Genomic DNA, 22,086 nt, shown 5'->3' on the forward strand with positions numbered 1-22,086 from the left:
CGGCCCGCAGTCTGAGCGCGCGGCGCACGAACATCTAGCCCTGAAGCTGGCTAAGTTTGTTGCCTTGGATGGAACAGTGAATCCGGACTCGGACCTTGAATTCAGAGGGGAAGACGCCAGACATCGAGGAAGGCGAACCTATACTTGTTTCGCCTCGAGCAATAAATTTCGGGCCAAGGAGAGATCGAATGGACCGCCTGCAATCGATGCAGATCTTCGCCCGCGTCGTCGAGATGCACAGCTTCACGCGGGCTGCCGACAGCCTCGTGCTGCCCAAGTCGCGCGTCACGCGCGCGGTCAAGGACCTCGAGAAATTCCTCGGCGCGCGGCTGCTGCAACGGACCACGCGCCACATCAGCCTGACGCCCGAAGGCACGCTCTACTACGACCATTGCAGGCGGCTGCTGGCCGAGATCGAGGCCGTCGAGTCCAGCTTCCCCGGCAGCGCCGGACGGCCGCGCGGCCGCCTGCGCGTCGACATGACGCTCTCGCTCGCGCGCCTCGTGGTGCTGCCGTCGATCCGCGACTTCCAGTCGCGCTATCCCGATGTCGAGCTCACGCTCACGGTGAGCGACCGGACGGTGGAACTGGTGCAGGAGGGCATCGACTGCGTCATCCGCGCCGGCACGCCCGAGGATTCGGCCACGCTGGTGGCCCGTCGCATCGGCGCCTTCGACTGGGTGAGCTGTGCCTCGCCCGCGTACCTCGAGCGCCATGGCACGCCGAAGACGCTGGAGGACCTGGCGCGGCACAAGGCCGTGGGCTACCTGTCGAGCCGCACGGCGCGCTCGCTCGAGTGGCATTTCGTGGAGAACGGCGAGGACCGCTGCATCGCCATGCGCGAGAGCCTCGTCGTCAACGACACCGATGCCTACGTGGCCTGCGGCCTCGAAGGCCTGGGCCTGATCCGCGCGGGCAGCTACATGGTGCAGCAGCACCTGCGCAGCGGACAGCTGCGGCGGGTGCTCGCCGACTATGCCGCGCCGGCCGCGCCGCTCTCGGTGCTCTATCCGCAGAACCGCCACCTGTCGCCCACCGTGCGCGCCTTCGTGGACTGGGTGGGCGGCGTGGTGAGCAAGGCGGAGGCGGGCTGGCGGGTCGATGCGCATCCCGTCGCCTGAGGGCGGGCCGCCGCATTGTTCGGGCGGCTGAACGATGAATTCGAGTGGCGCCCGTAGATGAATCGTCGGTGCATTCCTAGAATTTTTTGCATCGACATCCATCCCGAAAGCCATCGATGACAGACGCGCCTCCAGCCAATCAACCCGCGGGCTACGTGCCCGCCAAGGTCTGGCAACCGAAGAGCAATCCGGCCGGCACCTTCGGCAGCATCAACAGTCCCGTGTCGGGCGCGCGCTTCGAGCAGGCGCTGCCGGTCGGCAGTCATCCGCTGCAGCTGTATTCGCAGGGCACGCCCAACGGCCAGAAGATCACGATCCTGCTCGAGGAGCTGCTCGCGGCCGGACACGAGGGCGCCGAGTACGACGCCTGGCTGATCGACATCTTCCAGGGCGACCAGTTCGGCAGCGGCTTCGTCGGCGTCAATCCCAACAGCAAGATTCCCGCGCTCGTCGATCGATCGACGGACCCGGTCACGCACGTCTTCGAGAGCGGCTCGATCCTGATCCATCTCGCCGAGCGCTTCGGCGCCTTCCTGCCGGCCGAAGGACGCGCGCGCACCGAGACCTTCAACTGGCTGATGTGGCAGGTGGGCTCGGCGCCCTTCGTCGGCGGTGGCCTTGGCCACTTCTATGGCTATGCGCCGTTCAAGATCGAATACGCGATCGACCGCTACGCGATGGAGACCAAGCGCCAGCTGCATGTGCTCGACACCCACCTGGCCTCGCACGAGTTCCTCGCCGGCGACCAATACACGATCGCGGACATGGCGGTGTGGCCGTGGTATCCGGGCAGCCTCTACGGCGTCTACAACACGCACGAGTTCCTGGCCGTCGAGGAGTATCGGCATCTGCTGCGCTGGTACGAGGCCATTGCCGCGCGGCCCGCGGTCGCGCGCGGCAGGGTGGTCAACCGCACGTCGGGCGCGCCGGGCACCGTGCTGCGCGAGCGCCACGACGCCAGCGATTTCGATGCCCTGGTGCCCACTCTCTAGTCAGCCATGAAACTCTATTACGCTCCCGGCTCCTGCGGCCTCGCTTCGCAGATCGCATTGCAGGAGGCCGGCCAGGCCTATGAACTGATCGAGGTCGACTTCAAGACCAAGACGACGATCGAAGGCGACTACCTGCAGGTGAGCCCCAAGGGCTTCATTCCCGTGCTCCAACTGGACGACGGCGACCTCCTCACCGAAGGCGCGGTGATCCTGCAGTGGATCGCCGACCGGCATCCCGAGCACCGGCTGCTGCCGCCCTTCGGCACGCGGCAGCGCTACCGCGCGCTCGAGTGGCTGAACTTCGTCGCGAGCGATCTGCACAAGGGCATGGCCGTGATGTTCTCGCCCTACCTCGATGCGGACACCAAGAAGCGATTCGCGGACGGCAACCTCACGAGCAAGTTCGCCTACATCGACGAGCACCTGTCGACCAACGACTATGTGCTGGGCGCCGATTTCTCGGTGGCCGATGCCTATCTCTACAACGTGCTGTCGTGGCCGCCGCGTGTGAACATCGATCTCTCGGGTTACGCGGCGATCCAGCGCTTCATGGTCCGCATGGGGAAGCGCCCCAGCGTTCGCGCGGCGCTGGAAGCCGAGCGCCTCGCGGCCCGTTAACTGGAAGCCGGCGGCCACAGCACCGGAAACAGCGGATGCGCCATCGGCGCGCCCGCCGGCAGCTGCTCGGCCAGCCCCGGAAAATCCGGCGAGGTCTTCCAGCGCCGCGGCGCATGCCGCATGTCGTCGCCCAGCATGCGCACCGAGAACACCCGCCGCCGCCGTCCGGGTTCGAGCCCGGCCGAGGCGTGCAGCGTGAGCATGTTGAAGGCGATGGCGTCGCCGGGTTCCACGGCCCAGCCGAGGATGTCGTGGGCCGCGCGGTCGGCCTCGATGTCGGGCAGGTCGGCCAGCGCGCCTTCGGGGAACCACCGGGCCTCGTTGGTCATGAAGGTGCGCGGCATCAGCCACGGCCCCTTGTGCGATCCGGCGACGAGCTCCAGCGTGGAGGCACGCGACACCGGATCGACCGGAATCCAGAAGCTGACGTTCTGGCTGCCCTCGACGTTGTAGTAGGGCTGGTCCTGGTGCCAGGGCGTGCGCTGGCGCGTGCCCGATTCCTTCGTGAGCATGTGGTCGTGATAGAGCCGCACCTGCGTGCTCTTCGTGAGCCTGGCCGCGGCGGCCGGCAATGCCGAGCGCGAGATCACGTCCCAGTATGCCGGGATCTCGTGCCAGTTGCAGAAGTCCTCGATGAAGAAGCCCGGGTCGTCGGGCCGGCTCGCCACCTTCGCGCGCACACTCGGCGCGGCGAGGTTGGCGTCGATGCCCTGGCGCAGCAGTTCGACCTCGGCGGGGCGCAGGACACCGCGCAGGACGATGGCGCCATCGCGCGAGAACTCCTCGACCTGTTGGTCCGATGGGAGCCTGTCGTCTGGTCGTGCATTCATGGCGGTGTCTCCTTCGAGGTAAGGCAGTGGTTGCGGGGCCGAAGGCAGTCTAGAGTGACGGCTTGCAAAACAGCCCCTCCAATCGGACAAGCGATCGAGCAAGCCGGACAACATGAAGCGACCCCTCAAATCCGCCGCCGACGGGCAGCCCGTGCTCTTCAAGGTCGTGCACCTGGAACCCGGCGGCACCGCGCCGCGCGACAGCCACGAGGAAGGGCAGTTCGTGCATGCGATCTCGGGCGTGATCGAGGTCGGGATGAGCGGCCGGGTCTTCCTGGCGCCGCCGCAGTACGGCGTGTGGATCCCGCCGCGCGTCGAGCACCTGTCGAGCAACCGCCACGCGGCCAGCTACGCCACGGTCTATCTGGCCGAGGCCCTGTGCGACGTGCTGCCCCAGCGCGCCTGCACCATGGTCATCAGCCCGCTGACGCAGGCCGTGCTCGACAGCCTGCGCGCCCGTTCGATCGAGGTGCCGCGCAATCCGGCCGAGCAGCGCCTGTTCGAGGTCCTGCGCGACGAGCTGGCCATCGCGCCCGGCCACGACAGTTATCTGCCGATGTCGGACGACCCCCAGCTGGGCCGCGTGCTCGAGGCCTTGCAGGCGCAGCCCTGGGATGGCCGCTCGCTCGCCGAATGGGCCGCCACGGTGCATTCGACCGAGCGCACGCTGGCGCGGCGCTGCGAGCGCGACCTGCAGATGCCGTTCAGCGAATGGCGCCAGCGCCTCAAGGTGATCCGCGGGATCGCCCTGCTGGAAGCGGGGCGCGCTGTGAAGGACGTCGCGATGGAGCTGGGCTACGGCTCGCCCTCGGCCTTCATCGCCATGTTCTGCAAGCAGATCGGCATGACGCCGCAGGCGTACATCCGGCAGAAGGGGCTGTGATCAGTCGAGGCGGTGCCCACCGGCCGCATCGAACAGATGCGCCTTCGCCGCCACCGGCCACAGCGGCAGCCGCTCGCCGGGCCGCGCGTCGATGCGCTCGCGGAAGGCCGCGATCACGGTCTGCGTGCCGAGCTTCAGCGCCACCTGCGTTTCCGACCCGGTCGGCTCGACCACGATCACGTCGGCCGGCAGCGCCGCATCGGCATCGCTGTTGCCGCCGCCGTCGATCGTGAAGTGCTCGGGCCGCGTGCCGTACAGCACGCGGTCGCCATGGGCCGCGCGCGGCGCGCGATGCAGCGGCAGCCGCAGGCCGTCGTCGGTCAGCACGTGCGGCGCGCCGTCGAGCTGCAGCTGGCCCGCGATGATGTTCATCGCCGGCGAGCCGATGAAGCCCGCCACGAAGGCGTTGCGCGGCTGGTCGTAGAGCTCCAGCGGCGCGCCGATCTGCTCCACGCGGCCTTCCTTGAGCACGACGATGCGGTCGGCCATGGTCATGGCCTCGACCTGGTCGTGGGTGACGTAGACCGTGGTCGTGCCCAGGCGCTGGTGCAGCGCCTTGATCTCGGTGCGCATCTGCACGCGCAGCTTGGCATCGAGGTTCGACAGCGGCTCGTCGAACAGGAAGGCCTGCGGCTGGCGCACGATGGCGCGGCCCATGGCCACGCGCTGGCGCTGTCCGCCCGAGAGCTGGCGCGGGCGCCGCTCGAGCAGCTCCTGCAGCCCCAGCGTCTCGGCCGCGGCCTGCACCCGGCGCGCGATTTGGTCGCGCGGCAGGCCCTGGATGCTCAGGCCGAAGCCCAGGTTCTGCGCCACCGTCATGTGCGGATAGAGCGCGTAGTTCTGGAACACCATCGCCACGTCGCGGTCGCGCGGCGCGGTGTCGTTGATGCGGCGCTCGCCGAGCAGGATGTCGCCGGCATCGGCGTTCTCGAGGCCCGCGATGGTGCGCAGCAGCGTCGACTTGCCGCAGCCAGAGGGCCCGACCAGCGCGACGAACTCGCCGTCGCGGATCTCGATGTCGATGCCGCGGATGACGGGCGTGGCGCCGAACTGCTTGAAGAGCTTGCGGATGGAGATGGAAGCCATGGGGTCGGTCAGTCCTTGACGCCGCCGGCCGTGAGACCGCGCACGAGGTATTTGCGCACCAGCACCGTGAACACGATGACCGGGAACATCACGAGCGTGCCGCCGGCGGCGATCTTGGTCCACTCCCAGCCTTCGTACTGCAGGAAGTTGACGATCGCCACCGGCGCGGTGATGGCGTTGGTGCGCGTGAGGATCAGCGCGTAGAAGAAGTCGTTCCACGAGAAGATGAAGCACAGCACCGCGGTGGCGGCGAGGCCCGGCGCGGTCAGCGGCAGCGCCACCCGCCAGAAGGCCTGCCAGACGCCGCAGCCGTCGATCCACGCGGCCTCCTCGAGCGAGGCCGGCACCGCCTCGAAGAAGGTCTGCATCAGCCAGATCACGATCGCGAGGTTGAAGGTCAGGTAGACGATCGCCAGGCCGATCAGCGTGTCCTGCAGCCCCAGGTACTGGTAGGCGAGAAAGAACGGGATGGTGAAGGCGATCGGCGGCGCCATGCGCGTGACCAGGATCCACAGCGCGATGCGGTCGCGGCCCTTGAACTTCCAGCGCGTGAGCGCATAGGCCGCGGGCACGCCGATCAGCAGCGAGAAGACGGTCGACATCGTGCTCACCGCCAGGCTGTTCCAGAACGAGCGCACGAAGTTGCCCTGCAGCAGGCTCAGGAAGCCGTCGAGCGTGGGCACGAACAGCAGGCTGTCCTCGAAGATGTCGGCCGCGGGCTTGAACGCGAGCTGCACCAGCCAGAGGAAGGGCGAGAGCACGAGCAGCACCAGCAGCGCGACCGTCAGCGAGCGCCCGTGGGCGCGCAGCCAGGGCACGCGGCGCGCACGGTGCGTGGCGCCCGAGAGGTCGGTGCCCGCGCCTTCCTCGTGCGACAGCGCGAGTTCGGCGGCGTCGATCGTGCGGCTAGCGAGCGTCATGGCTGCCCCATCCGAGTTTGCCGACCAGCCAGCTCAGCACGAACACGCCCACCAGCATCACGGTGGCGATCGCGCTCGCATAGCCCCAGTACGAGAAGTTGAAGGCCTGGATGAAGCCGTAGTAGTTGGTGACCTCGGTCACGTTGCCGGGCCCGCCGTTGGTCAGCACGTAGATCAGCGGAAAGGCCTTGAAGCTGTCGATCAGGCGGAACAGGCCGCACACCACCAGCACCGGCCGGATGTAGGGAAAAACGATGTGGCGGAACAGCTGCCAGCGGTTCGCGCCCTCGAGCGTGGCGGCCTCGATCGGGTCGTCGGGAATCATCTGCAGCGAGGCCAGCACCATCAGCATGGTGAAGGGGAACCACTGCCAGGTGTCGGCCAGCGAGATCGCCCACAGCGCGGTGTCGGGGTCGGCGATCAGCGAGCGCACGGGCAGGCCGATGTGCTCGAGCAGCCGGTGCAGCGGGCTCACGTCGGGCGTGTAGATGATCTTCCAGATCAGCGCCACCACGATCGGCGGCAGCACCATCGGTATCAGCAGCAGCGTCTTCGCGCCGTCGAGCACGCGCGACTTGCCGTTGAGCAGCAGCGCCAGGCCCAGCCCGGTGGCGAGCTGCAGCGCCACGCTCGAGGCCGAGAGCTTGAGTTGCACCGCGATCGAGCCGAGGAAGCGGTCGTCGTGCAGCAGCTGGCGGTAGTTCACCAGCGGATCGTCGAAGCGGAAGCTGGCCGCCGGATCGGTCAGGCTCAGCGGCGTGAAGCTCGCGACCAGCAGCGCCGCCGCCGGCACCAGCGTGATCAGCAGCAGCACCGCCAGCGAGGGCGAGAGCCCGAGCAGGAAGGCGCGCCGCTGCTCGGCCTGCCAGGAGGCCGGCGCGGAAAGCACGGAAGCCATCGCCGCCGCGCCTCAGAGCTTGACGCCCGCGCGCTTCAATTCGGCGATCGAGTTGGCCTGCGCCTGCTGGAAGGCCTGCTTCGCCGACAACTGCCCGCTCGCGATCAGCTCGATCGCCTTGTTGAGCTGCTGGTCCACCTGCGGATAGACCGAGACCGTGCGGTACTTCATGTGGCCCGACTTGGAAGCCGACTCGATCGCATCGAGCGACAGCTTCGCGAGGTCGCTGCCGTTGATGACCTGCTTCTGGCGGAACTCGGGCGAATCGATGTCCGAGCGGCGCGCCGGCGAACCGTAGCCCGCGGTGACGGCGCGGCGCGTGGTCTGCTTGCTCAATGCCCACTGGATGAAGGCCCAGGCGGCCTCCTTGTTCTTCGAGCCGGTGGGAATGCCCAGGCCGTGCACGGCGGTGCCCGGGAAGCGGCCGGCCGGGCCCTTGGGCACCTGGCCGAAGCGCACCGTCTTCACGGTCTTGCTGGTGGCGGCGTCGCCGAGCTGCGCCAGGTGGAGCTGGCCCGCATCGGTGAAGTTCACGCGGCCGAGCTTGAGCGCCTGCGTCACCTGGTCGGGCTGGTAGGTCACGGCGCCATCGGGGCCGAATTCCTTGAGCAGGTTGGCGTAGTACTCGCCGGCCGCGATCGCCTCGGGCGTGTCGAGCGTGGGGAACAGGTCGTCGGGTGCCTTGCGGAACACGTCGCCGCCGAAGGCGTGCAGGTAGGGCACGAAGGTCCAGCCGTAGTGGTTGTCGGCCACGAAGCCGGCCACGCGTTCCTTGCGGTTGACGGCGCGCAGCACCTTCACCAGGTCGTCGGTGGTGTCGGGGAAGGCCAGGCCGGCCTTCTCCACCAGGTCGAAGCGCGACGAGGCCGTGAGCAGCGCCTCGGCGGTCCAGGGAATGCCGTAGAGCTTGCCGTCGCGGCCGGTCTCGGGCGCGCGCGCACCGGGCAGGAAGTCGTTGATGTCGAAGTCCGGCGCGGTCAGGTTCGCGTTGCGGATGTAGTCGTCGAGCGGCGTGAGCCAGCCCGAGTTGATCCAGCGGCTCGAATAGATGAAGGTGACGTTGACCACGTCGTAGGCCGAACCGCGCGTGGAGAGCTCGAGGTCGGCGCGCTGGTTGTAGACCGGGAACGAGGGCGTGTCGAAGTTGACCTTGGCGCCGGTCAGCGCCTCGAACTCGGGCAGCCATTGCTGCAGCAGCTTGGGATAGGCGGCGCTGAAAGTCGAGACGTTGAGCGTCACGCCCGCGAACTTCTTGGCGCCGCCCTGGGCGCCGGCGAGGCCGGGCAGCAGCGATGCGGCGCCGAGCGCGGCGGTGGTCTTGAGCAGGTCGCGGCGGTGCAGCGAGGCGAGGGGATTCTGGGGCTTCATGTCGTGGGCGCTTGGCATCAGGCGGTGGCGGCGATGACTTCGTCGATGCGCGCGTCGTTGGTGGCTTCGGGCCGGCTGCGCGTGCGGCTGCGCTGGCCGTCGATGGACACGGCCGCCTCGCCGTGCACCGTGACGCGGCGCACCAGCCGCGGCTGGTTGCCGTAGTCGTTGATCGCGAAGTGCTGCGTGGCGCGGTTGTCCCAGATCGCCACGTCGTCCTGGCGCCAGTTCCAGCGCACCGTGTTCTCGAGCCGGATCACGCGGTTCTGCAGCAGCTCGAAGATGCGCGCCGACTCGGTGCTCGACAGCCCGACGAGCTTCTTCACGAAATGGCCCAGCAGCAGCGCGCGCTCGCCCGAGACCGGATGCACGTGCACAACCGGATGCTCGGCCTCGTAGACGGCCGAGACGAACACCTTGCGGTGGTGGGTCAGGCGTTCCTCCTCGACCTGCACGCGGTCGGCGCCGTAGTCGTAGTCGTTGCTGTGCACGGCCCAGAGCTGGTCGGCGAGCTGCTTGAGCTGCGCCGGCAGGCGTTCGTAGGCCAGCGCGGTGTTGGCCCAGACCGTGTCGCCGCCATAGGCCGGGATCTTCACGCCGCGCAGGATCGAGATCTTGGGGAAGGCATCGACGAAGGTCACGTCGGTGTGCCAGGAATCGGCGCGCCCGCCGCCCTTGGAGGCATCGAGTTCGAACAGCTTCGTGCCGGTGGGCGAGGGCACCGTCGGATGCGCCACCGTGCGGCCGAAGCGCGCGCCGAAGGCCTGGTGCGATGCGTCGTCGAGCTGCGTCTGGCCACGGAAGAACAGCACCTTGTGCCTGACCAGCGCGGCATTCAGCAGCTCGACGGTCTCGGCGTCGAGTTCGGGCGACAGCTTCAGGTCCTGCACCTCGCCGCCGAGGCTGCCCGCCACGCGGCGGATGCGCAGATGGCCGAAGCTGGTGTCGAAGGCGTCGGCGGAAAAGGTGTTCTCGTTGCTCATCGTGGGTCCTGGCAAAGGTCGGGAGCCGCAGATTCTGTGGCGCGGGTTCGCGCGGGCGAACTACCGATTCGTTGCTTGGAAATGAGCAAAACGTCTGAGCGCTCGCGCTCCATCCTCACCATGCGAGCTGCAATCGCGAGGGCCGTGCCTCGCCGGGTTCGCCGCCGCGCGGTGGCGCGCGGCGCTCGTCGACGCCCGCATCGACGAAGTCGCTCAGCACGTCGTCGCGCAACCGGATGAAGGCCGGATCGCTGCGGTTGCGCGGATGCGGCAGGTCCACCGCCACGGTGCGGCGGATGCGCCCCGGCGAGGGCTGCATCACCACCACGCGGTCGCCGAGGAACACGGCCTCCTCCACGTCGTGCGTCACCAGCAGCATGGTGATGCGCTCCTTCTGCCAGATGCGCTGCAGTTCGTTCTGCAGCCGCGCGCGCGTGAGGGCGTCGAGCGCGCCGAAGGGCTCGTCGAGCAGCAGCACGCGCGGCCGGTTGACCAGGCCGCGCGCGATGGCCACGCGCTGCGCCATGCCGCCCGATATCTGGTGCGGCCACGATTTCTCGAAACCGCCGAGGCCGACCAGCGCCACGTGCTCGGCCACCAGTTCGGCCTTCTGCTTCGCGCCGAGCGGCGCGTTGCGCAGGCCCACGGCGATGTTCTGCTCGACCGTGAGCCACGGAAACAGCCGGTGGTCCTGGAACACGATGCCGCGCTCGCGGCCGGTGCCCGCGATCGGCTGGCCGCCCAGCAGGATCTGGCCTTCGTACTGGTCGTCGAGCCCGAGGACCAGCCGCAGCAGCGTCGACTTGCCGCAGCCGCTCGCGCCCACGATGCTGGTGAAGCTGCCCGGCGGCACGTGCAGGTCGATGTTCTCGAGCACCTGCAGTTCGCCGCCGCGCGCCTGTGCCTGCGCGTAGCGCTTGCCGAGGCCGCGGATGTCGAGTTCGTTCGATGCGATGGAGGTGCTCATGGTGCGGGGAAGAAGAGGTGTCAGGCCCGGCCGGTCCAGCGCGCCAGCCGGCGTTCGAGCGCGCGCGCCGAGGCATTCATCAGCCAGCCGACGAGGCCGATCACGAACATGCCGAAGATCACCAGGTCCATCTGGAAATGCTCGCTGCCCTCTATCAGGGTGTTGCCGATGCCCTTGCCGGCCACCAGCAGGTATTCGGCGCCGATGGTCGCGAGCCAGGAATAGATGAGCGCGAGGTACACGCCCGTGAAGATGGCGGGCAGCGCGGCCGGCAGCACCACCTGCGTGAGCGTCTGCCAGCGCGTGAAGCCGTAGACGCGCGCCACCTCGAGCAGCGCGGGCGGCACGGTGCGGATGCCGTCGCAGGTGTTGACCACCACCGGCACCAGCGCGGCCAGCGAGAGGAACACCACCTTGGCCACGTCGCCGAGGCCGAACCAGACCGAGATCAGCGGAATCCACGCGAACAGCGAGATCTGCTTGAAGGTGCTGAAGCTCGGGCCGACGATGCGGTTGAACAGCGGCCACAGGCCCAGCAGCGCGCCGAGCACCAGGCCCGAGGCGGTGCCGATCAGGAAACCCGTGGCCTCGCGCGCGAGGCTGGCACGGAGCGCGCGCCACAGGCGGCCGCTGACGACCTGGTCGGCGGCGGTCGCGAGCACCTTCTGCGGCGAGACCAGCAGCGCCGAGTTCACCACGTCGAGCCACGACAGCAGCGCCCACAGCGCGATCGCCACGGCGGGCAGCACCAGGCCGCGCCAGCGGCTGCGATCGACGGGCCGCAGCGGCTGCACCGCGGCCAGCTCGGCCGCGTCGCGCGACAGCGAGGCGGGCGCGCTCATCGCGCGGCACCGCCCGGGCGGTGCCGGTGCAGCGTGTTCTCGAGCCGCTCGAGCAGGCGGTCGATGGCCCAGCCGATCGCGCCCACGACCACCACCGCGGCCATCACCAGGTCGAGCTGGAACAGCTGGCGGCCATAGACGATCAGGTAGCCCAGCCCCTCGCTCGAAGCGACCAGCTCGACCACCACCAGCGACAGCCAGGCCTTGGTGAAGCCCAGCCGCACGCCCGTGAACAGCGTGGGAACGGCATGCGGCAGCACGATCTCCAGCACCTGCTGGCGCCGGCTGTAGCCGTAGACCTCGCCGACCTCGCGCAGCGACTGCGGCGTCTGCCGGAAGCCCTGCAGCGTGTTGAGCGCCACCGGCACCAGCGCCGCCTTGGCGATCAGGATGTACTTGAGCGGCTCGCCGATGCCCACGATCAGCAGCACGAAGGGCAGCCAGGCCAGCACAGGGATCTGCACCAGCGCATTGAAGCTCGGCAGCAGGTAGGCCTCGACGCGGCGCGACAGGCCCATGGCCGTGCCCAGCAGCAGCCCGAGCAGCGTGCCGATCGCGAAGCCCACGCCCACGCGCGCGAAACTGGTGCTCACGTGCAGCCAGAGGTCGCCGCTGGTCGCGAGGTCGCGCAGCGTCTCGGCCACGAACTCGGGCGGCGGCAGCACCTGCGGCGAGATCCAGCCCTGGCCGGCACCCACGAACCACAGCGCGAGCAAGGCGGCGGGCAGCAGCCAGGGCAGGGCGGCGTCGCCGAGGCGGCGCCACGGCAAGGACAGGCGAACGGGTGTGACCGCTTCGCGCTGCAGGACCGCCGACAGTTCGGCTTCGGCGCTCATGGTTGTTGCTCCCTCTCCCTCTGGGAGAGGGCGGGGGTGAGGGCCGGCGGCGCTGGCTTGAGCGCCGCCTGTGCGAAGGCCGTCGCCCTCCCCCTGACCCTCTCCCGGAGGGAGAGGGAAGAAGACCGCGTGATCATCGCGACGCGACCGCGGGCCCGCCCTTCGGCTGCCCCTTCGCGTCCGAAGCGGTCCAGTAGCCCTCGAGGCCCTGCTTCTTGAGCGCGGCCTTGAGGTAGCGCGTGTCGAACCAGTCGTCGACCGTGACCTCGCGGCGGATCAGCTTGAGCTTGAGCGCATCGCCGACCACGGCCTTGTAGCGCGCCACGATGAAGTCGTCGGCCAGCGGCGAGTTGCGCTGCGCCAGCGGCTGCTTGTCGAACTCGGCGGTCCACGAGGCGACCGGCGTGCCGCTGCGGGCCCAGATGCGGAACAGCTCGTCGCGGTTCTTCTCCTCCGACGACCAGTGCGCGGCGCGCACGAACACGTCGACCACGCGCTGCACCTCGGCGGGATTGGCCTGCTCGAATTCGCTGCGCACCAGCAGCGCGGCCTGGCGCGTGAGCGCCGGGTCGCGGCCCTGGGTGGAATAGACCACCTTCGCGAGTCCCTGGTCGCGCACCTTGAACCATTCGTAGCCGCCGAAGGCCGCGTCCACCCCGTTCGAGACCAGCGCCGCCTGCGCGCTGCCGGTGTCGAGGTTCACGCCCTTGATGTCGCGCTCGGCCAGCCCGTCGGCCGCCAGCACGTTGATCGCGACCAGGTGGCCGTTGGTGCCGCGGAAGATCGACACCGTGCGACCCTTGAGGTCCTTGATCGAATGGATGTTCGACTGCGTCGGCGTGACCAGGTAGAGGTTGTTGCGCGCGCCGCTGACCAGCAGCACCTTGGTCTTGAGGCCGTTCGAACGGCCGACGATCGAGGGCAGGTCGCCCTGGTAGGCGAAGTCGATCTGCTTGTTCGACAGCGCCTCGTTCACGGCCGGGCCCGCGCCCTTGAAGAACAGCCACTCGACCTTGATGCCCGAGGCCTTGAACTCCTCCTCGAGCCAGTTGTTGGCGCGCGCCACGCCGCCGGGCGAGCCGCCCCAGGTGACGGGATCGCCGCCGCCCGCCGTGGCCACGCCGATGCGGATGGTGTCGGGCGCGGCCTGCGCCGAGGCCGCGAGGGCGGTGGCCAGCAGCGCGGTCCAGCGCAAGAGATGCCGCACGAACTTCATGGCGTGCCTTTCTGCGCGGCCAGCTTGCGGCCGACCTCGGTGCCTTCGAAGAAGCGCGGATTGGCCTCGGTGTAGAAGCGGTGCGGGTTCTCGAACACGAAGGCCCGGAAATCGGCCGCCGAGATCACGCCCTGCTGCACCAGGTCCCAGGTCTCGGCCAGCGGCTCGGTGAACTCGGGCACGTCCCAGTGGCCCACGTCGGACGACCAGATCGCGTTGATCTTCACGCCCAGCGGGTTCACCTTGTCGTTGAAGGCCGCGGCCACGGTGCGGTCGTCGGCTTCCGAGCCGAAGTAGAAGTTGTTCACCCAGCGGTCGCGGATGTCCTCGACCTTCTCGATACCCGCGAGCGCGAAGTCGTCGATCTCGCTCTCGTTCGGCTCGCGGCTGTGCGGCAGCGCCGAGATGCCCAGGCTGTCGCGCAGCAGCGTGGCCTTGTCGAGCGTGCGGCCCTTGACGAAGTCGCCGCCGTAACGCTCGAACAGCGAGGCCAGCAGCTCGATGTCGGCCTCGGCCGGGTCGTAGTTGCGTACCGCATGCCGGTTGCGTTTCTCCCAGCGGTCCACCAGGTGCGTGTAGACGTGCGAACCCCAGTCCGCGCCGCCCTCGAGCAGGCCCACGCGCAGCCCCGGAAAGCGCCGCGTCACGCCGCCGAAGAACAGCGCCTTGGCGAAGGCCTGCGAGCCGTCGGCGAAGTGGCCGATGTGGTTGTTCATGTAGTTGCTGATCGACTGCCGGCCGGTCCAGCCCTGGCTGCCGTAGTGCGTGGTCACCGGCACGCCGAGCTCCACCACCTTGGCCCAGAAGGGGTCGTAGTCGTGCTCGCTGTCGATGCCGTAGAAGTCGATGTAGCCGACCTGCTTGGCGATCTCGGGATGCTCGGCGGCCGGGTACTTCTCGGCGATGGCGCGGATCGGGCGGCGCACGCCGCCCGCGATGTTGATGACCTTCAGGCCCAGCGTCTTGACCGCGAACTCCAGCTCCTCGATGCCTTCTTGCGGCGAGTGCAGCGGAATGCCCGCCACCGGCGTCAGCCGGTCGGCATAGGGTCGGTACTGGTCGGCGTGGAAGTGGTTGATGGCGCGGTGCAGCGGCTGGCGGTACTCGCTGCCGGCCGCGGCCGGCGAGAGCACGTCGTTGGGGAACAGGATCGAGTAGTCGGAGCCCTGCTCGCCCAGGCGCTCGTGCAGCAGCGCGGGCAGGGTGTAGGTCGCGAGGTCGTAGGTGTTGCGCGTGACGCGGGCCCACCAGGGCGCGCGCAGCGTGCGGTGGAACTGGCGTTCCTCGGCCGACTGCTGGTACCAGTCCTTGCCGCCGCCGTTGCGCGTGACGAAGCGCCCGCCGAGCGCCTTGCGCAGCGCGTCGACCAGCTTGTTGCCGCCGTACTGCGCCACGTAGTCCTCGAGCACCGGCGCGAAGTCGTTGACGTGCACGTCGGTGTCGATCACCGGATGGTCGAGGCCGGCCTTCACGGCGGCCGAGCGCGAGGCATGCACGCGCTGGAGTCGGTCGTTCATCTGCGGGGTCCTTGCTGAAAGAGGATCGACGCAGACTAAGGTGGCCGCCGGTGGCGGGCCAACGAAGGCTTTCAGGGATGCTTAGCCGTCGTTCGCATATGGATGCAAAGGTTCGCGGCGGCCGGATGTCATGTCGCGCCCTCGAACGCCCCCTTGCGCAGCTTCAGCGCCACGTCGAAGAAGGACGCGAGCACGCGGCTGTCGCGCCGCACCTGCAGGCAATAGAGGTAGGTCTGCGTCACCGCGGGATCGCCCTCGATGCGCACGGTGCGCAGGCGCGCGTCGGGAATGAACTCGGCCTCGGAGACCGCGCCGATGCCGATGCCGCGCGCGGCCGCTTCGCGGATCGCCTCGCGGCTGCCGATCTCCATCGCGAGCCTGGGCCGGACGCCCGCGCGCGCGAAGGCCTCGTCGAGCGCGCGCCGCGTGCTGGAGCCGCTCTCTCGTTGCAGCATGGGCTGGCCGTGCAGTTCCTCGAGCCGGATCTCGCCGCGCCTGGCGAACGGATGGTCGCGGTGCACGAACAGGATCAGCGCATGGCGCGCATAGGGCGTCGCGCTGAAACCCGGCGCCTCGTGGAAGCGCGCGAGCACGCCGATGTCGACCGCGTACTCCTCGAGGTCCTTGAACACCGACGACGAATTGCCCATGCGGATCGAGACGTCGAGCCGCGGATAGCGCCGGCGGTAGGCGTCGACCATCTCGATCACGTGGAAAGGGCCGACCGCGCCGAGCTTGAGCTCGCCCGACTGCAGGTCGCCGCTGTCGTGCAGCAGGTTGTACGAATCGAGTTCGAGCGCGGCGATCTGGCGCGCGATGGGCAGCAGGCGCTCGCCGACGCTGGTGAGCTCGATGCGGTGGCCCTGGCGGTGGAACAGCATCACCTTGTGCTGGCGCTCCAGCGCCTGGACCTGGGTGGTCAGCGTGGGCTGACTCAGGCCCACGGCGCGCGCGGCGGCGCTGAAGCTGCCGTGCTGGGCGACGGCGAGGAAGGCGCGGAGTTTGGCGGCGGACATCCATAGATTGTTTGAATGGAATCGTGACAAATCCGTGATCGATCTGATATGCGCCTGTCACATGGCGTTCTTAGCCTTGGGGTAGTCGCAGGCCGATGCCTGCCGTTCCGGTCCCTTCCAGTCCCTTTTCCCATCCCCAACACCACCATGAACACCCTTCTTCGCCTGCGTCGCAGTCTGATCGCCCTGGCTCTCTCCGCGGTCGCCGCCCTGCCGGCACTGGCCGCGCAACCCCTCACCATCGGGCTGATCCCGGCCGAGGACTCGCAGGCCATGATCGAGAGCAGCCGCCAGGTGCTCGACAGCCTGCAGCAGCAGCTCGGCATGCCGGTCAAGCCCTTCGTGGCGACCGACTACAACGGCGTGATCGAGGCGCTGCGCTCCAAGAAGCTCGACGTGGCCTACCTCGGCCCGTTCTCGTACGTGCTCGCGAACCAGGTCGCGGACGTGGAAGCCTTCGCGGTGGCCGTGACGAAGAAGACCGGCCAGAGCGCCTACAAGAGCGTGATCATCGCGCGCAAGGAAAGCGGCATCGCCAAGACCGCCGACCTCAAGGGCCGCAGCTTCGCCTTCGTCGACCCGACCTCGGCCTCGGGCCACCTGTTCCCCAAGTCGGGCCTGCTGCAGGCCGGCTACGACCCCGAGACCTTCTTCGGCCGCGTGATCTTCTCGGGCTCGCACGACGCCAGCATCCTGGCCGTGGCCAACAAGAAGGTCGACGCCGCCGCCGTGGCCGACCGCATCCTCGCGAGCGCCATCGCCAAGGGCCAGGTGAAGCAGGATGAGCTCGAGATCGTCTGGTCGTCGAACCCGATCCCCGAATCGCCGATGGTCTGGCGCAAGGACCTCGATCCGGCGCTGAAGGCGAAGATCGCGAAGGCGCTGGCCAACGTGAAGGACCTGCCCTGGGGCGACCAGGGCGTGCTCAACGGCTTCCAGCCCACCACCGACGCGGCCTACAACGTGGTGCGCGACACCGCCAAGGTGCTCAAGCTCGACCTGCGGAGCATGAAGTGATCCGCATCCGGCAGCTCACCAAGCGCTATGGCGACAACGCCGTGCTGCGCGGTGTGGACCTCGACGCCGCGGCGGGCGAGTTCGTGGTGGTGCTCGGCGAATCGGGTGCCGGCAAGTCGACCCTGCTGCGCTGCGTGAACCGGCTGACGCTGGCCGACGGCGGCGAGCTCAGGGTCGACGGCATGGACGCCGTGAACTGCGCCGACACGCGCGCGCTGCGCCAGCGCGTGGCCATGATCTTCCAGCACCACAACGTGGTGCCGCGGCTCAGCGCGCTGAAGAACGTGCTCACGGGCCGGCTCGGCGCGGTGTCGACCCTGGCCTCGGTGCTGCATTTCTTCAGCCGCGCCGACATCGCGCTGGCGCACGAATGCCTGGGCCGCGTGGGACTCGCGCACAAGGCCCATGCGCGCACCGATTCGCTCTCGGGCGGCCAGATGCAGCGCGTGGGCATCGCGCGCGCGCTCGCGCAGCAGCCGCGGCTGATCCTCGCTGACGAGCCGGTCGCGAGCCTCGATCCGCAGACCTCGCGCAAGGTGCTGCAGTACCTGCGCGATGCCTCGCGCGACCTCGGCATCACCGTGCTGTGCAACCTGCACCAGGTCGACTACGCGCGCGAGTTCGCCGACCGCATCGTCGGCCTCTCGCAGGGCCGCGTCGTGTTCGACGGCGCGCCGCAGGCCATGGGCCCCGAGGACATCGACCGCATCTACGTGCCGCAGCCCGCGGCCGATCGCAAGGAGCCCGCCGCGCAGGCGGCCGTGCCGCTGCCGCTCTTGGCACGCACCGAAGGACACGCATGAACACCCCCTCGACCCGATACGCCTGGACCGGCCCGTTGCCCGAGAGCCGCCGCGGCTGGTTCAACCTGCTGATCGGCCTGTGCGTGGTCGGCTGGGCATTGCAATGGAGCGCCGGCGGCGCGCAGCTCAGTTGGTCCGAACTGGCGGCGGGCCTGCCGCAGATCCTCGATTTCCTGGGCCGCACCATGCCGCCCGACACGAACATCCTGAGCCGCCTGGTCGCACCCGCGCTCGAGACCATCCAGATCGCCGTCTGGGGCACCCTGCTGGCGGTGCTGCCCGCGATTCCGCTGTCCTTCCTGGCGGCGCGCAACCTGCAGAGCCGGCGCTGGGTCTACCAGTGCACGCGCCAGGCCCTGAACGTGGTGCGCAGCATCAACGAGCTGATCCTCGCGCTGGTGTTCGTGTCGGCCGTGGGGCTCGGACCGTTCCCCGGCGTGCTGGCGCTCGCGCTGCATGGCGCGGGCATGCTCGGCAAGTTCTTCGCCGATGCCATCGAGGAGATCGACCAGGGCCCGCTCGAGGCCCTGCGCGCCACGGGCGCGCGGCCGCTGCAGGTGATCGTGTTCGGCGTGCTGCCGCAGGTGGTCACGGCCTGGATCGCCGTGGTGCTGTACCGCTTCGAGGTGAACCTGCGCTCGGCCACCGTGCTGGGCATGGTGGGCGCGGGCGGGCTGGGCTTCGAGCTCGTGAGCAGCCTCAAGCTGTTCCGCTACCAGGAGACCGCCACCTGCATCATCGTGATCACCGTGATGGTGATCGTGGCCGACCTGCTCTCGAGCCAGCTGCGCCACCGCATCCAGCACAGCGGCCGGCACTGAAGGCCGCACGGATCTTTTCTCTTAGGCGACCGGCCACATGACGCGGCCGTGGCGCGAGCTTTCCCGAACCCATCATGTGGACCTACTACAACCCCGTCGACGTGCACGCCGGCCGCGGCTCGCTCGATGCGCTGCCCGGGCTGCTCGGCACACGCCGCGCGATCCTGATCGCCTTCCCCGAGGCAGTCGGCCTCGGCCTCGTCGAGCGCATCCGCGGCCTGCTGGGCGAGCGCCTCGCGGCCGTCGAGACCGAGGTGCTGCCGAACCCCGACGTGGCCTGGCTGGCGCCGATGTACGAACGGCTGTGGCGCGAGCATGCGGAGGTCGATTGCGTCGTCGCGCTCGGCGGCGGCAGCGTGATCGACTGCGCGAAGGTGATGCTCACGCGCCCCGCGGCCGGGCGCTTCGACGAGCTGCTCGCGCTGCTCGAAGGCGCCGACAGCGCGCCGGCCGCGACCCGGCGGCACCGGCAGCTGCTGGCCATTCCCACGACCGCGGGCACCGGCAGCGAAGTCACTCCCTGGGCCACCGTGTGGGACCAGGCGCGCGCACGCAAGCTGTCGCTGCAGCTGCCGTGGACCTGGCCCGAGGCCGCCATCGTCGATGCCGACCTGATGCTGAGCCTGCCGCACGCGGCCACCCTGGCCAGCGGCCTCGATGCGCTGTCGCATGCGCTCGAGTCGCTGTGGAACGTGCACCGCAACCCGGTGTCGGCGAGCCTCGCCGTGAGCGCGGCACGCAGCATCGTCGCCACGCTGCCCGAACTGCTGGCGCGGCCCGACCGGCCCGAGCTCCGCGAACGCCTGGCCACTGCCGCGCTGCAGGCCGGCCTGGCGTTCTCCAACACGCGCACTGCGCTCGCGCATTCGCTGTCCTACGACATCACGCTGCGGCACGGCGTGCCGCACGGCATCGCGTGTTCGTTCAGCCTGCCGCGCATCATGCAGCTCGCGGCCGGGCGCGATCCGGCGCTCGATGCGTTGCTGCTGTCGGTGTTCGATGCGCACGACATCGGCCAGGCCGTCGCGTCGCTGAGCGCCTTTCTCGAGGGGCTGGGCGTGAGCGTCGATCCGATGAGCTATGGCATTCCCGAGGCGGAGTGGAGCGAGCGCATCGTGCAGGCGCTGGCCGGTGCGCGCGGGCGCAACTTCATCGCCGCCGACGCCGGCTGATCAGGATGCGCAGGCGGTGTTCGCCGCCGTGCGCGGGTACTCCATCTCCTGCATCACCCAATCGCGCCGCGCGTTGCCGAAGCGGCCCGCGATCTCGCACAGCGTGCGGTCGAGCTGCTGCACCGGCTTGAGCGCGGCCACGAGCGGCAGCGGTCGTGCTTCGCGCGTGGCGGGGCCGGCCACCAGCACGAGCCCGCTGCGCAGCCTCACCGGGCCCGAGGCCGAGACCGCCTCGACATCGACATGGCCCGTGCGCGTCCATGCATCGGTGGCCAGCGCCAGCGCGATGTCGTCGGCACCGTCGCGGACCTCGAGCCGGCGACGCTCGCCGCGCCAGAACGCGGCCTTGTTGAACAGGTACTCGGCGCCGCGGCCGGTCGTGAGGCCGAAGGGCGCGCTCGCATGCGCCGGGCCCCAGCCGTCCACGCCGAGTTCGGCCGCCATCGCCGTCGACTTCGCGGGACTGCCGATCGCCTCGACCAGCGCCAGCGTCGCGGGCACCGAGGCCGTGATGCCGGTGGTCGTCGCCACGTCGCGGTCGACCAGGTAGCGCCTGTCGGGCACGTGCGTGGCGCCGGGCCGCTGGCGCAGCGTGCCGCGGTCGTACCAGTGGCCCGTGAAGCGCCGGCCATCGAGCAGGCCGGCGTGCGCGAGCACGAGCGCGCCCGAGCACACGCCGATCACGCGTGCGCCCCGGCTGGCCTGTTGTTGCAGCCAGGCCCGCACCGCGGGCGCGTCGGCCGGCTCCATCGCGGGCACGATCACGTAGTCGGCGCCAGCGGGATGGGCGCGGTCGAAGCTGGCGAAGTCCTGCGCGCCCTCGACCTGCAGCGCCGGGAACAGCGTGACCCGGCCCGCGCGCGGCGCCACGATCCGCACTTCGGCCACGTCGGCGTGTTGCAGCACCGCGTGCGGCAGCAGCAGGTCGGTGAGCTCGGTGCCCTCGTTGAGCGCCAGCATCGCGACCACCGGCCGGCCGGGCCGACGAGGCTTCATGGCCTCGACGAAGGCCTGCCGGTCGCGCGCGAGCGCCGCCTCGTCGTGCGCCGCGGGCGGCACCGCCGCATCGCGTGTGCCCGTGCCGCATCCCGCCAACCCGATCGCCGCCATACTCGCGCACAGCAGCGCACGCAGCCCGTTCCACATGGAGAATCCCCTTCATGACCTCGATGCACCGAGCTTAGGAATGCCGACCCCCACCCACAAGGACGAAGAAGCCGCGGTTCCTGCCAGCACCGTCGTGCTGGTCGCGTTCGATGGCGTCGAGGCCATCGACGTCGCGGGCCCCGCCAGCGTGTTCAGCAAGGCCGAGCAATTGCGCCCCGGCAGCTACGAGGTGCTGATCGCTTCGCCGGGCGGCGGCGCCGTGTCGACCAACAGCGGCCTGCAGCTGGGCGACACCCGCGGCCTCGACGCGCTGCCCGCCGCCATCGACACCCTGATCGTGGCCGGCGGCGACGAACCCGCCGTGCGCCACGCCATCCTCGAGCAGCGCATCGGCGACTGGATCGCCCAGGCCGCGCCGCGCGTGCGCCGCGTCGCGAGCGTGTGCAGCGGCGCCTTTGCACTGGCCGCGGCCGGCCTGCTCGACGGGCGCGAGGCCACCACCCACTGGCGCGTGTGCGAGATGCTGCAGGAACTGCGTCCGCAGGTGCGCGTGCGTCAACAGCGCATCTACGTGCGCGACGGCAAGGTCTGGACTTCAGCGGGCGTGGTCACCGGCATCGAACTCGCGCTCGCGCTGGTCGAGGACGACCTGGGCCATGAGGTCTCGATGGACATCGCGCGCACCCTGGCGCTGCCGATGCTGCGCGGCGGCGAGCAGCCGCAGCTCACCCCCGCCCTGCAGGCGCAGGCCAGCGCGAGCCATCGGCTGCGCGAACTGGTCGCATGGATCGGCACCCATCCGCAGGAAGAGCTCGCGGTCGAGGCGCTGGCCGAGCGCGCCGGCATGAGCCCGCGCAACTTCGCGCGCGCCTTTGCGGCCGAGACCGGGTGCACGCCCGCGCGCTTCGTGGAGCGCACGCGCGTGGCGGCGGCGGCGCAGTTGCTGCGGCAGACCGGGTGGACGCAGGAAAGGATCGCGAACCGCAGTGGGTTCGGGTCGGTGGATGCGTTGCAGCGCGCGTTCGTGCGGCTGCATGGGGTGACGCCTGGGGGGTGGAGGGAGGGGAGTTAGT

General features: G+C 69.5%; 22 protein-coding genes. 9 read left to right on the top strand and 13 right to left on the bottom strand.

Features of this window, described 5'->3' with window-relative positions:
- Window positions 1-188 precede the first annotated feature (188 nt).
- The 3 genes from INQ48_39000 to gstA all read left to right on the top strand — a co-directional run bounded on the left by INQ48_39000 (window position 189) and on the right by gstA (window position 2,731).
- Window positions 189-1,121 carry a LysR family transcriptional regulator gene (locus INQ48_39000; protein QRF61377.1) on the top strand — a complete coding sequence of 311 codons (933 nt, stop codon included), beginning with the start codon at window positions 189-191 and terminating at the stop codon, window positions 1,119-1,121.
- 116 nt (window positions 1,122-1,237) lie between these two features.
- Window positions 1,238-2,113: a glutathione-dependent disulfide-bond oxidoreductase gene (gene yghU / locus INQ48_39005; GenBank protein QRF61378.1), complete on the top strand. Its 876-nt coding sequence runs from the start codon at window positions 1,238-1,240 to the stop codon at window positions 2,111-2,113.
- Between the two features lie 6 nt (window positions 2,114-2,119).
- Complete coding sequence (gstA, locus tag INQ48_39010) at window positions 2,120-2,731, top strand: glutathione transferase GstA (GenBank protein ID QRF61379.1); 612 nt, start codon at window positions 2,120-2,122, stop codon at window positions 2,729-2,731.
- Here gstA and INQ48_39015 read toward each other — a convergent pair.
- A complete protein-coding gene (locus INQ48_39015) occupies window positions 2,728-3,561 on the bottom strand; it encodes a phytanoyl-CoA dioxygenase family protein (GenBank protein QRF61380.1) in 834 nt (277 codons plus the stop codon). The two genes, gstA and INQ48_39015, sit on opposite strands and share 4 nt — an antisense overlap.
- A 112-nt stretch (window positions 3,562-3,673) precedes the next feature.
- On the opposite strand from INQ48_39015, the gene INQ48_39020 reads away from it, so the two are divergent.
- Window positions 3,674-4,444: a helix-turn-helix transcriptional regulator gene (locus tag INQ48_39020; GenBank protein QRF61381.1), complete on the top strand. Its 771-nt coding sequence runs from the start codon at window positions 3,674-3,676 to the stop codon at window positions 4,442-4,444.
- Here INQ48_39020 and ugpC read toward each other — a convergent pair whose 3' ends face one another.
- The 11 genes from ugpC to INQ48_39075 form a co-directional block, all read right to left on the bottom strand.
- On the bottom strand, window positions 4,445-5,530 hold the full coding sequence (ugpC, locus tag INQ48_39025; protein ID QRF61382.1) for a sn-glycerol-3-phosphate ABC transporter ATP-binding protein UgpC: 1,086 nt from the start codon (window positions 5,528-5,530) through the stop codon (window positions 4,445-4,447).
- 8 nt (window positions 5,531-5,538) lie between these two features.
- On the bottom strand, window positions 5,539-6,450 hold the full coding sequence (locus INQ48_39030) for a carbohydrate ABC transporter permease (GenBank protein QRF61383.1): 912 nt from the start codon (window positions 6,448-6,450) through the stop codon (window positions 5,539-5,541).
- A complete protein-coding gene (locus INQ48_39035) occupies window positions 6,437-7,348 on the bottom strand; it encodes a sugar ABC transporter permease (GenBank protein QRF61384.1) in 912 nt (303 codons plus the stop codon). Before INQ48_39035 ends, INQ48_39030 begins: the two co-directional genes overlap by 14 nt.
- Window positions 7,349-7,360: 12 nt before the next feature.
- The gene (locus tag INQ48_39040) at window positions 7,361-8,716 is read right to left on the bottom strand and encodes an extracellular solute-binding protein (GenBank protein QRF61385.1); all 1,356 of its coding nucleotides are present in this window, start codon (window positions 8,714-8,716) and stop codon (window positions 7,361-7,363) included.
- Between the two features lie 17 nt (window positions 8,717-8,733).
- On the bottom strand, window positions 8,734-9,699 hold the full coding sequence (locus tag INQ48_39045) for a TauD/TfdA family dioxygenase (protein QRF61386.1): 966 nt from the start codon (window positions 9,697-9,699) through the stop codon (window positions 8,734-8,736).
- A gap of 115 nt (window positions 9,700-9,814) precedes the next feature.
- Window positions 9,815-10,666, bottom strand: a complete 852-nt coding sequence (locus INQ48_39050) for an ABC transporter ATP-binding protein (GenBank protein QRF61387.1) — start codon at window positions 10,664-10,666, stop codon at window positions 9,815-9,817.
- A 20-nt stretch (window positions 10,667-10,686) separates the two neighbouring features.
- Window positions 10,687-11,508 carry an ABC transporter permease gene (locus tag INQ48_39055; GenBank protein ID QRF61388.1) on the bottom strand — a complete coding sequence of 274 codons (822 nt, stop codon included), beginning with the start codon at window positions 11,506-11,508 and terminating at the stop codon, window positions 10,687-10,689.
- Window positions 11,505-12,344: an ABC transporter permease gene (locus INQ48_39060; protein ID QRF61389.1), complete on the bottom strand. Its 840-nt coding sequence runs from the start codon at window positions 12,342-12,344 to the stop codon at window positions 11,505-11,507. Before INQ48_39060 ends, INQ48_39055 begins: the two co-directional genes overlap by 4 nt.
- Window positions 12,345-12,477: 133 nt before the next feature.
- On the bottom strand, window positions 12,478-13,560 hold the full coding sequence (locus INQ48_39065) for an ABC transporter substrate-binding protein (GenBank protein ID QRF61390.1): 1,083 nt from the start codon (window positions 13,558-13,560) through the stop codon (window positions 12,478-12,480).
- Window positions 13,557-15,077, bottom strand: a complete 1,521-nt coding sequence (locus INQ48_39070) for an amidohydrolase family protein (protein QRF61391.1) — start codon at window positions 15,075-15,077, stop codon at window positions 13,557-13,559. Before INQ48_39070 ends, INQ48_39065 begins: the two co-directional genes overlap by 4 nt.
- Window positions 15,078-15,205: 128 nt before the next feature.
- A complete protein-coding gene (locus INQ48_39075) occupies window positions 15,206-16,093 on the bottom strand; it encodes a LysR family transcriptional regulator (protein QRF61392.1) in 888 nt (295 codons plus the stop codon).
- A 147-nt stretch (window positions 16,094-16,240) separates the two neighbouring features.
- Between INQ48_39075 and phnD the strand changes: the two genes are divergently transcribed.
- The 4 genes from phnD (at window position 16,241) to INQ48_39095 (ending at window position 19,906) form a co-directional block, all read left to right on the top strand.
- Window positions 16,241-17,110, top strand: coding sequence for a phosphonate ABC transporter substrate-binding protein (gene phnD, locus INQ48_39080; protein ID QRF61393.1), 870 nt, complete (start codon window positions 16,241-16,243; stop codon window positions 17,108-17,110).
- Window positions 17,107-17,913 carry a phosphonate ABC transporter ATP-binding protein gene (gene phnC, locus INQ48_39085; GenBank protein QRF61394.1) on the top strand — a complete coding sequence of 269 codons (807 nt, stop codon included), beginning with the start codon at window positions 17,107-17,109 and terminating at the stop codon, window positions 17,911-17,913. The genes phnD and phnC overlap by 4 nt, the downstream gene beginning before the upstream one ends.
- Window positions 17,910-18,734 (top strand): phosphonate ABC transporter, permease protein PhnE, encoded by an 825-nt coding sequence (gene phnE / locus INQ48_39090; protein QRF61395.1) that lies wholly within the window; start codon window positions 17,910-17,912, stop codon window positions 18,732-18,734. The genes phnC and phnE overlap by 4 nt, the downstream gene beginning before the upstream one ends.
- Before the next feature lie 74 nt (window positions 18,735-18,808).
- Window positions 18,809-19,906, top strand: coding sequence for an iron-containing alcohol dehydrogenase (locus tag INQ48_39095; protein QRF61396.1), 1,098 nt, complete (start codon window positions 18,809-18,811; stop codon window positions 19,904-19,906).
- Here INQ48_39095 and INQ48_39100 read toward each other — a convergent pair whose 3' ends face one another.
- Window positions 19,907-21,052 (bottom strand): DJ-1/PfpI family protein, encoded by a 1,146-nt coding sequence (locus tag INQ48_39100; protein ID QRF61397.1) that lies wholly within the window; start codon window positions 21,050-21,052, stop codon window positions 19,907-19,909.
- Window positions 21,053-21,092: 40 nt separating this feature from the next.
- On the opposite strand from INQ48_39100, the gene INQ48_39105 reads away from it, so the two are divergent.
- Window positions 21,093-22,085 (top strand): DJ-1/PfpI family protein, encoded by a 993-nt coding sequence (locus INQ48_39105; GenBank protein QRF61398.1) that lies wholly within the window; start codon window positions 21,093-21,095, stop codon window positions 22,083-22,085.
- The last annotated feature ends 1 nt before the right edge of the window (window position 22,086 follow it).

The sequence above is a fragment of the Variovorax paradoxus genome, from assembly GCA_016806145.1.
In the GTDB taxonomy this organism is placed as follows: Bacteria; Pseudomonadota; Gammaproteobacteria; order Burkholderiales; family Burkholderiaceae_C; genus Variovorax.

Bases quoted from the DNA above. Each gene is read 5' to 3' on its own strand.
- INQ48_39045 (QRF61386.1), bottom strand. From the start codon at position 9,699: ATGAGCAACGAGAACACCTTTTCCGCCGACGCCTTCGACACCAGCTTC.
- INQ48_39050 (QRF61387.1), bottom strand. From the start codon at position 10,666: ATGAGCACCTCCATCGCATCGAACGAACTCGACATCCGCGGCCTCGGC.
- INQ48_39030 (QRF61383.1), bottom strand. From the start codon at position 6,450: ATGACGCTCGCTAGCCGCACGATCGACGCCGCCGAACTCGCGCTGTCG.
- INQ48_39095 (QRF61396.1), top strand. From the start codon at position 18,809: ATGTGGACCTACTACAACCCCGTCGACGTGCACGCCGGCCGCGGCTCG.
- INQ48_39055 (QRF61388.1), bottom strand. From the start codon at position 11,508: ATGAGCGCGCCCGCCTCGCTGTCGCGCGACGCGGCCGAGCTGGCCGCG.
- INQ48_39075 (QRF61392.1), bottom strand. From the start codon at position 16,093: ATGTCCGCCGCCAAACTCCGCGCCTTCCTCGCCGTCGCCCAGCACGGC.
- yghU (QRF61378.1), top strand. From the start codon at position 1,238: ATGACAGACGCGCCTCCAGCCAATCAACCCGCGGGCTACGTGCCCGCC.
- INQ48_39065 (QRF61390.1), bottom strand. From the start codon at position 13,560: ATGAAGTTCGTGCGGCATCTCTTGCGCTGGACCGCGCTGCTGGCCACC.
- gstA (QRF61379.1), top strand. From the start codon at position 2,120: ATGAAACTCTATTACGCTCCCGGCTCCTGCGGCCTCGCTTCGCAGATC.
- INQ48_39070 (QRF61391.1), bottom strand. From the start codon at position 15,077: ATGAACGACCGACTCCAGCGCGTGCATGCCTCGCGCTCGGCCGCCGTG.
- INQ48_39015 (QRF61380.1), bottom strand. From the start codon at position 3,561: ATGAATGCACGACCAGACGACAGGCTCCCATCGGACCAACAGGTCGAG.
- INQ48_39000 (QRF61377.1), top strand. From the start codon at position 189: ATGGACCGCCTGCAATCGATGCAGATCTTCGCCCGCGTCGTCGAGATG.
- phnE (QRF61395.1), top strand. From the start codon at position 17,910: ATGAACACCCCCTCGACCCGATACGCCTGGACCGGCCCGTTGCCCGAG.
- INQ48_39105 (QRF61398.1), top strand. From the start codon at position 21,093: ATGCCGACCCCCACCCACAAGGACGAAGAAGCCGCGGTTCCTGCCAGC.
- INQ48_39040 (QRF61385.1), bottom strand. From the start codon at position 8,716: ATGAAGCCCCAGAATCCCCTCGCCTCGCTGCACCGCCGCGACCTGCTC.
- INQ48_39100 (QRF61397.1), bottom strand. From the start codon at position 21,052: ATGTGGAACGGGCTGCGTGCGCTGCTGTGCGCGAGTATGGCGGCGATC.
- INQ48_39020 (QRF61381.1), top strand. From the start codon at position 3,674: ATGAAGCGACCCCTCAAATCCGCCGCCGACGGGCAGCCCGTGCTCTTC.
- ugpC (QRF61382.1), bottom strand. From the start codon at position 5,530: ATGGCTTCCATCTCCATCCGCAAGCTCTTCAAGCAGTTCGGCGCCACG.
- INQ48_39035 (QRF61384.1), bottom strand. From the start codon at position 7,348: ATGGCTTCCGTGCTTTCCGCGCCGGCCTCCTGGCAGGCCGAGCAGCGG.
- INQ48_39060 (QRF61389.1), bottom strand. From the start codon at position 12,344: ATGAGCGCCGAAGCCGAACTGTCGGCGGTCCTGCAGCGCGAAGCGGTC.
- phnD (QRF61393.1), top strand. From the start codon at position 16,241: ATGAACACCCTTCTTCGCCTGCGTCGCAGTCTGATCGCCCTGGCTCTC.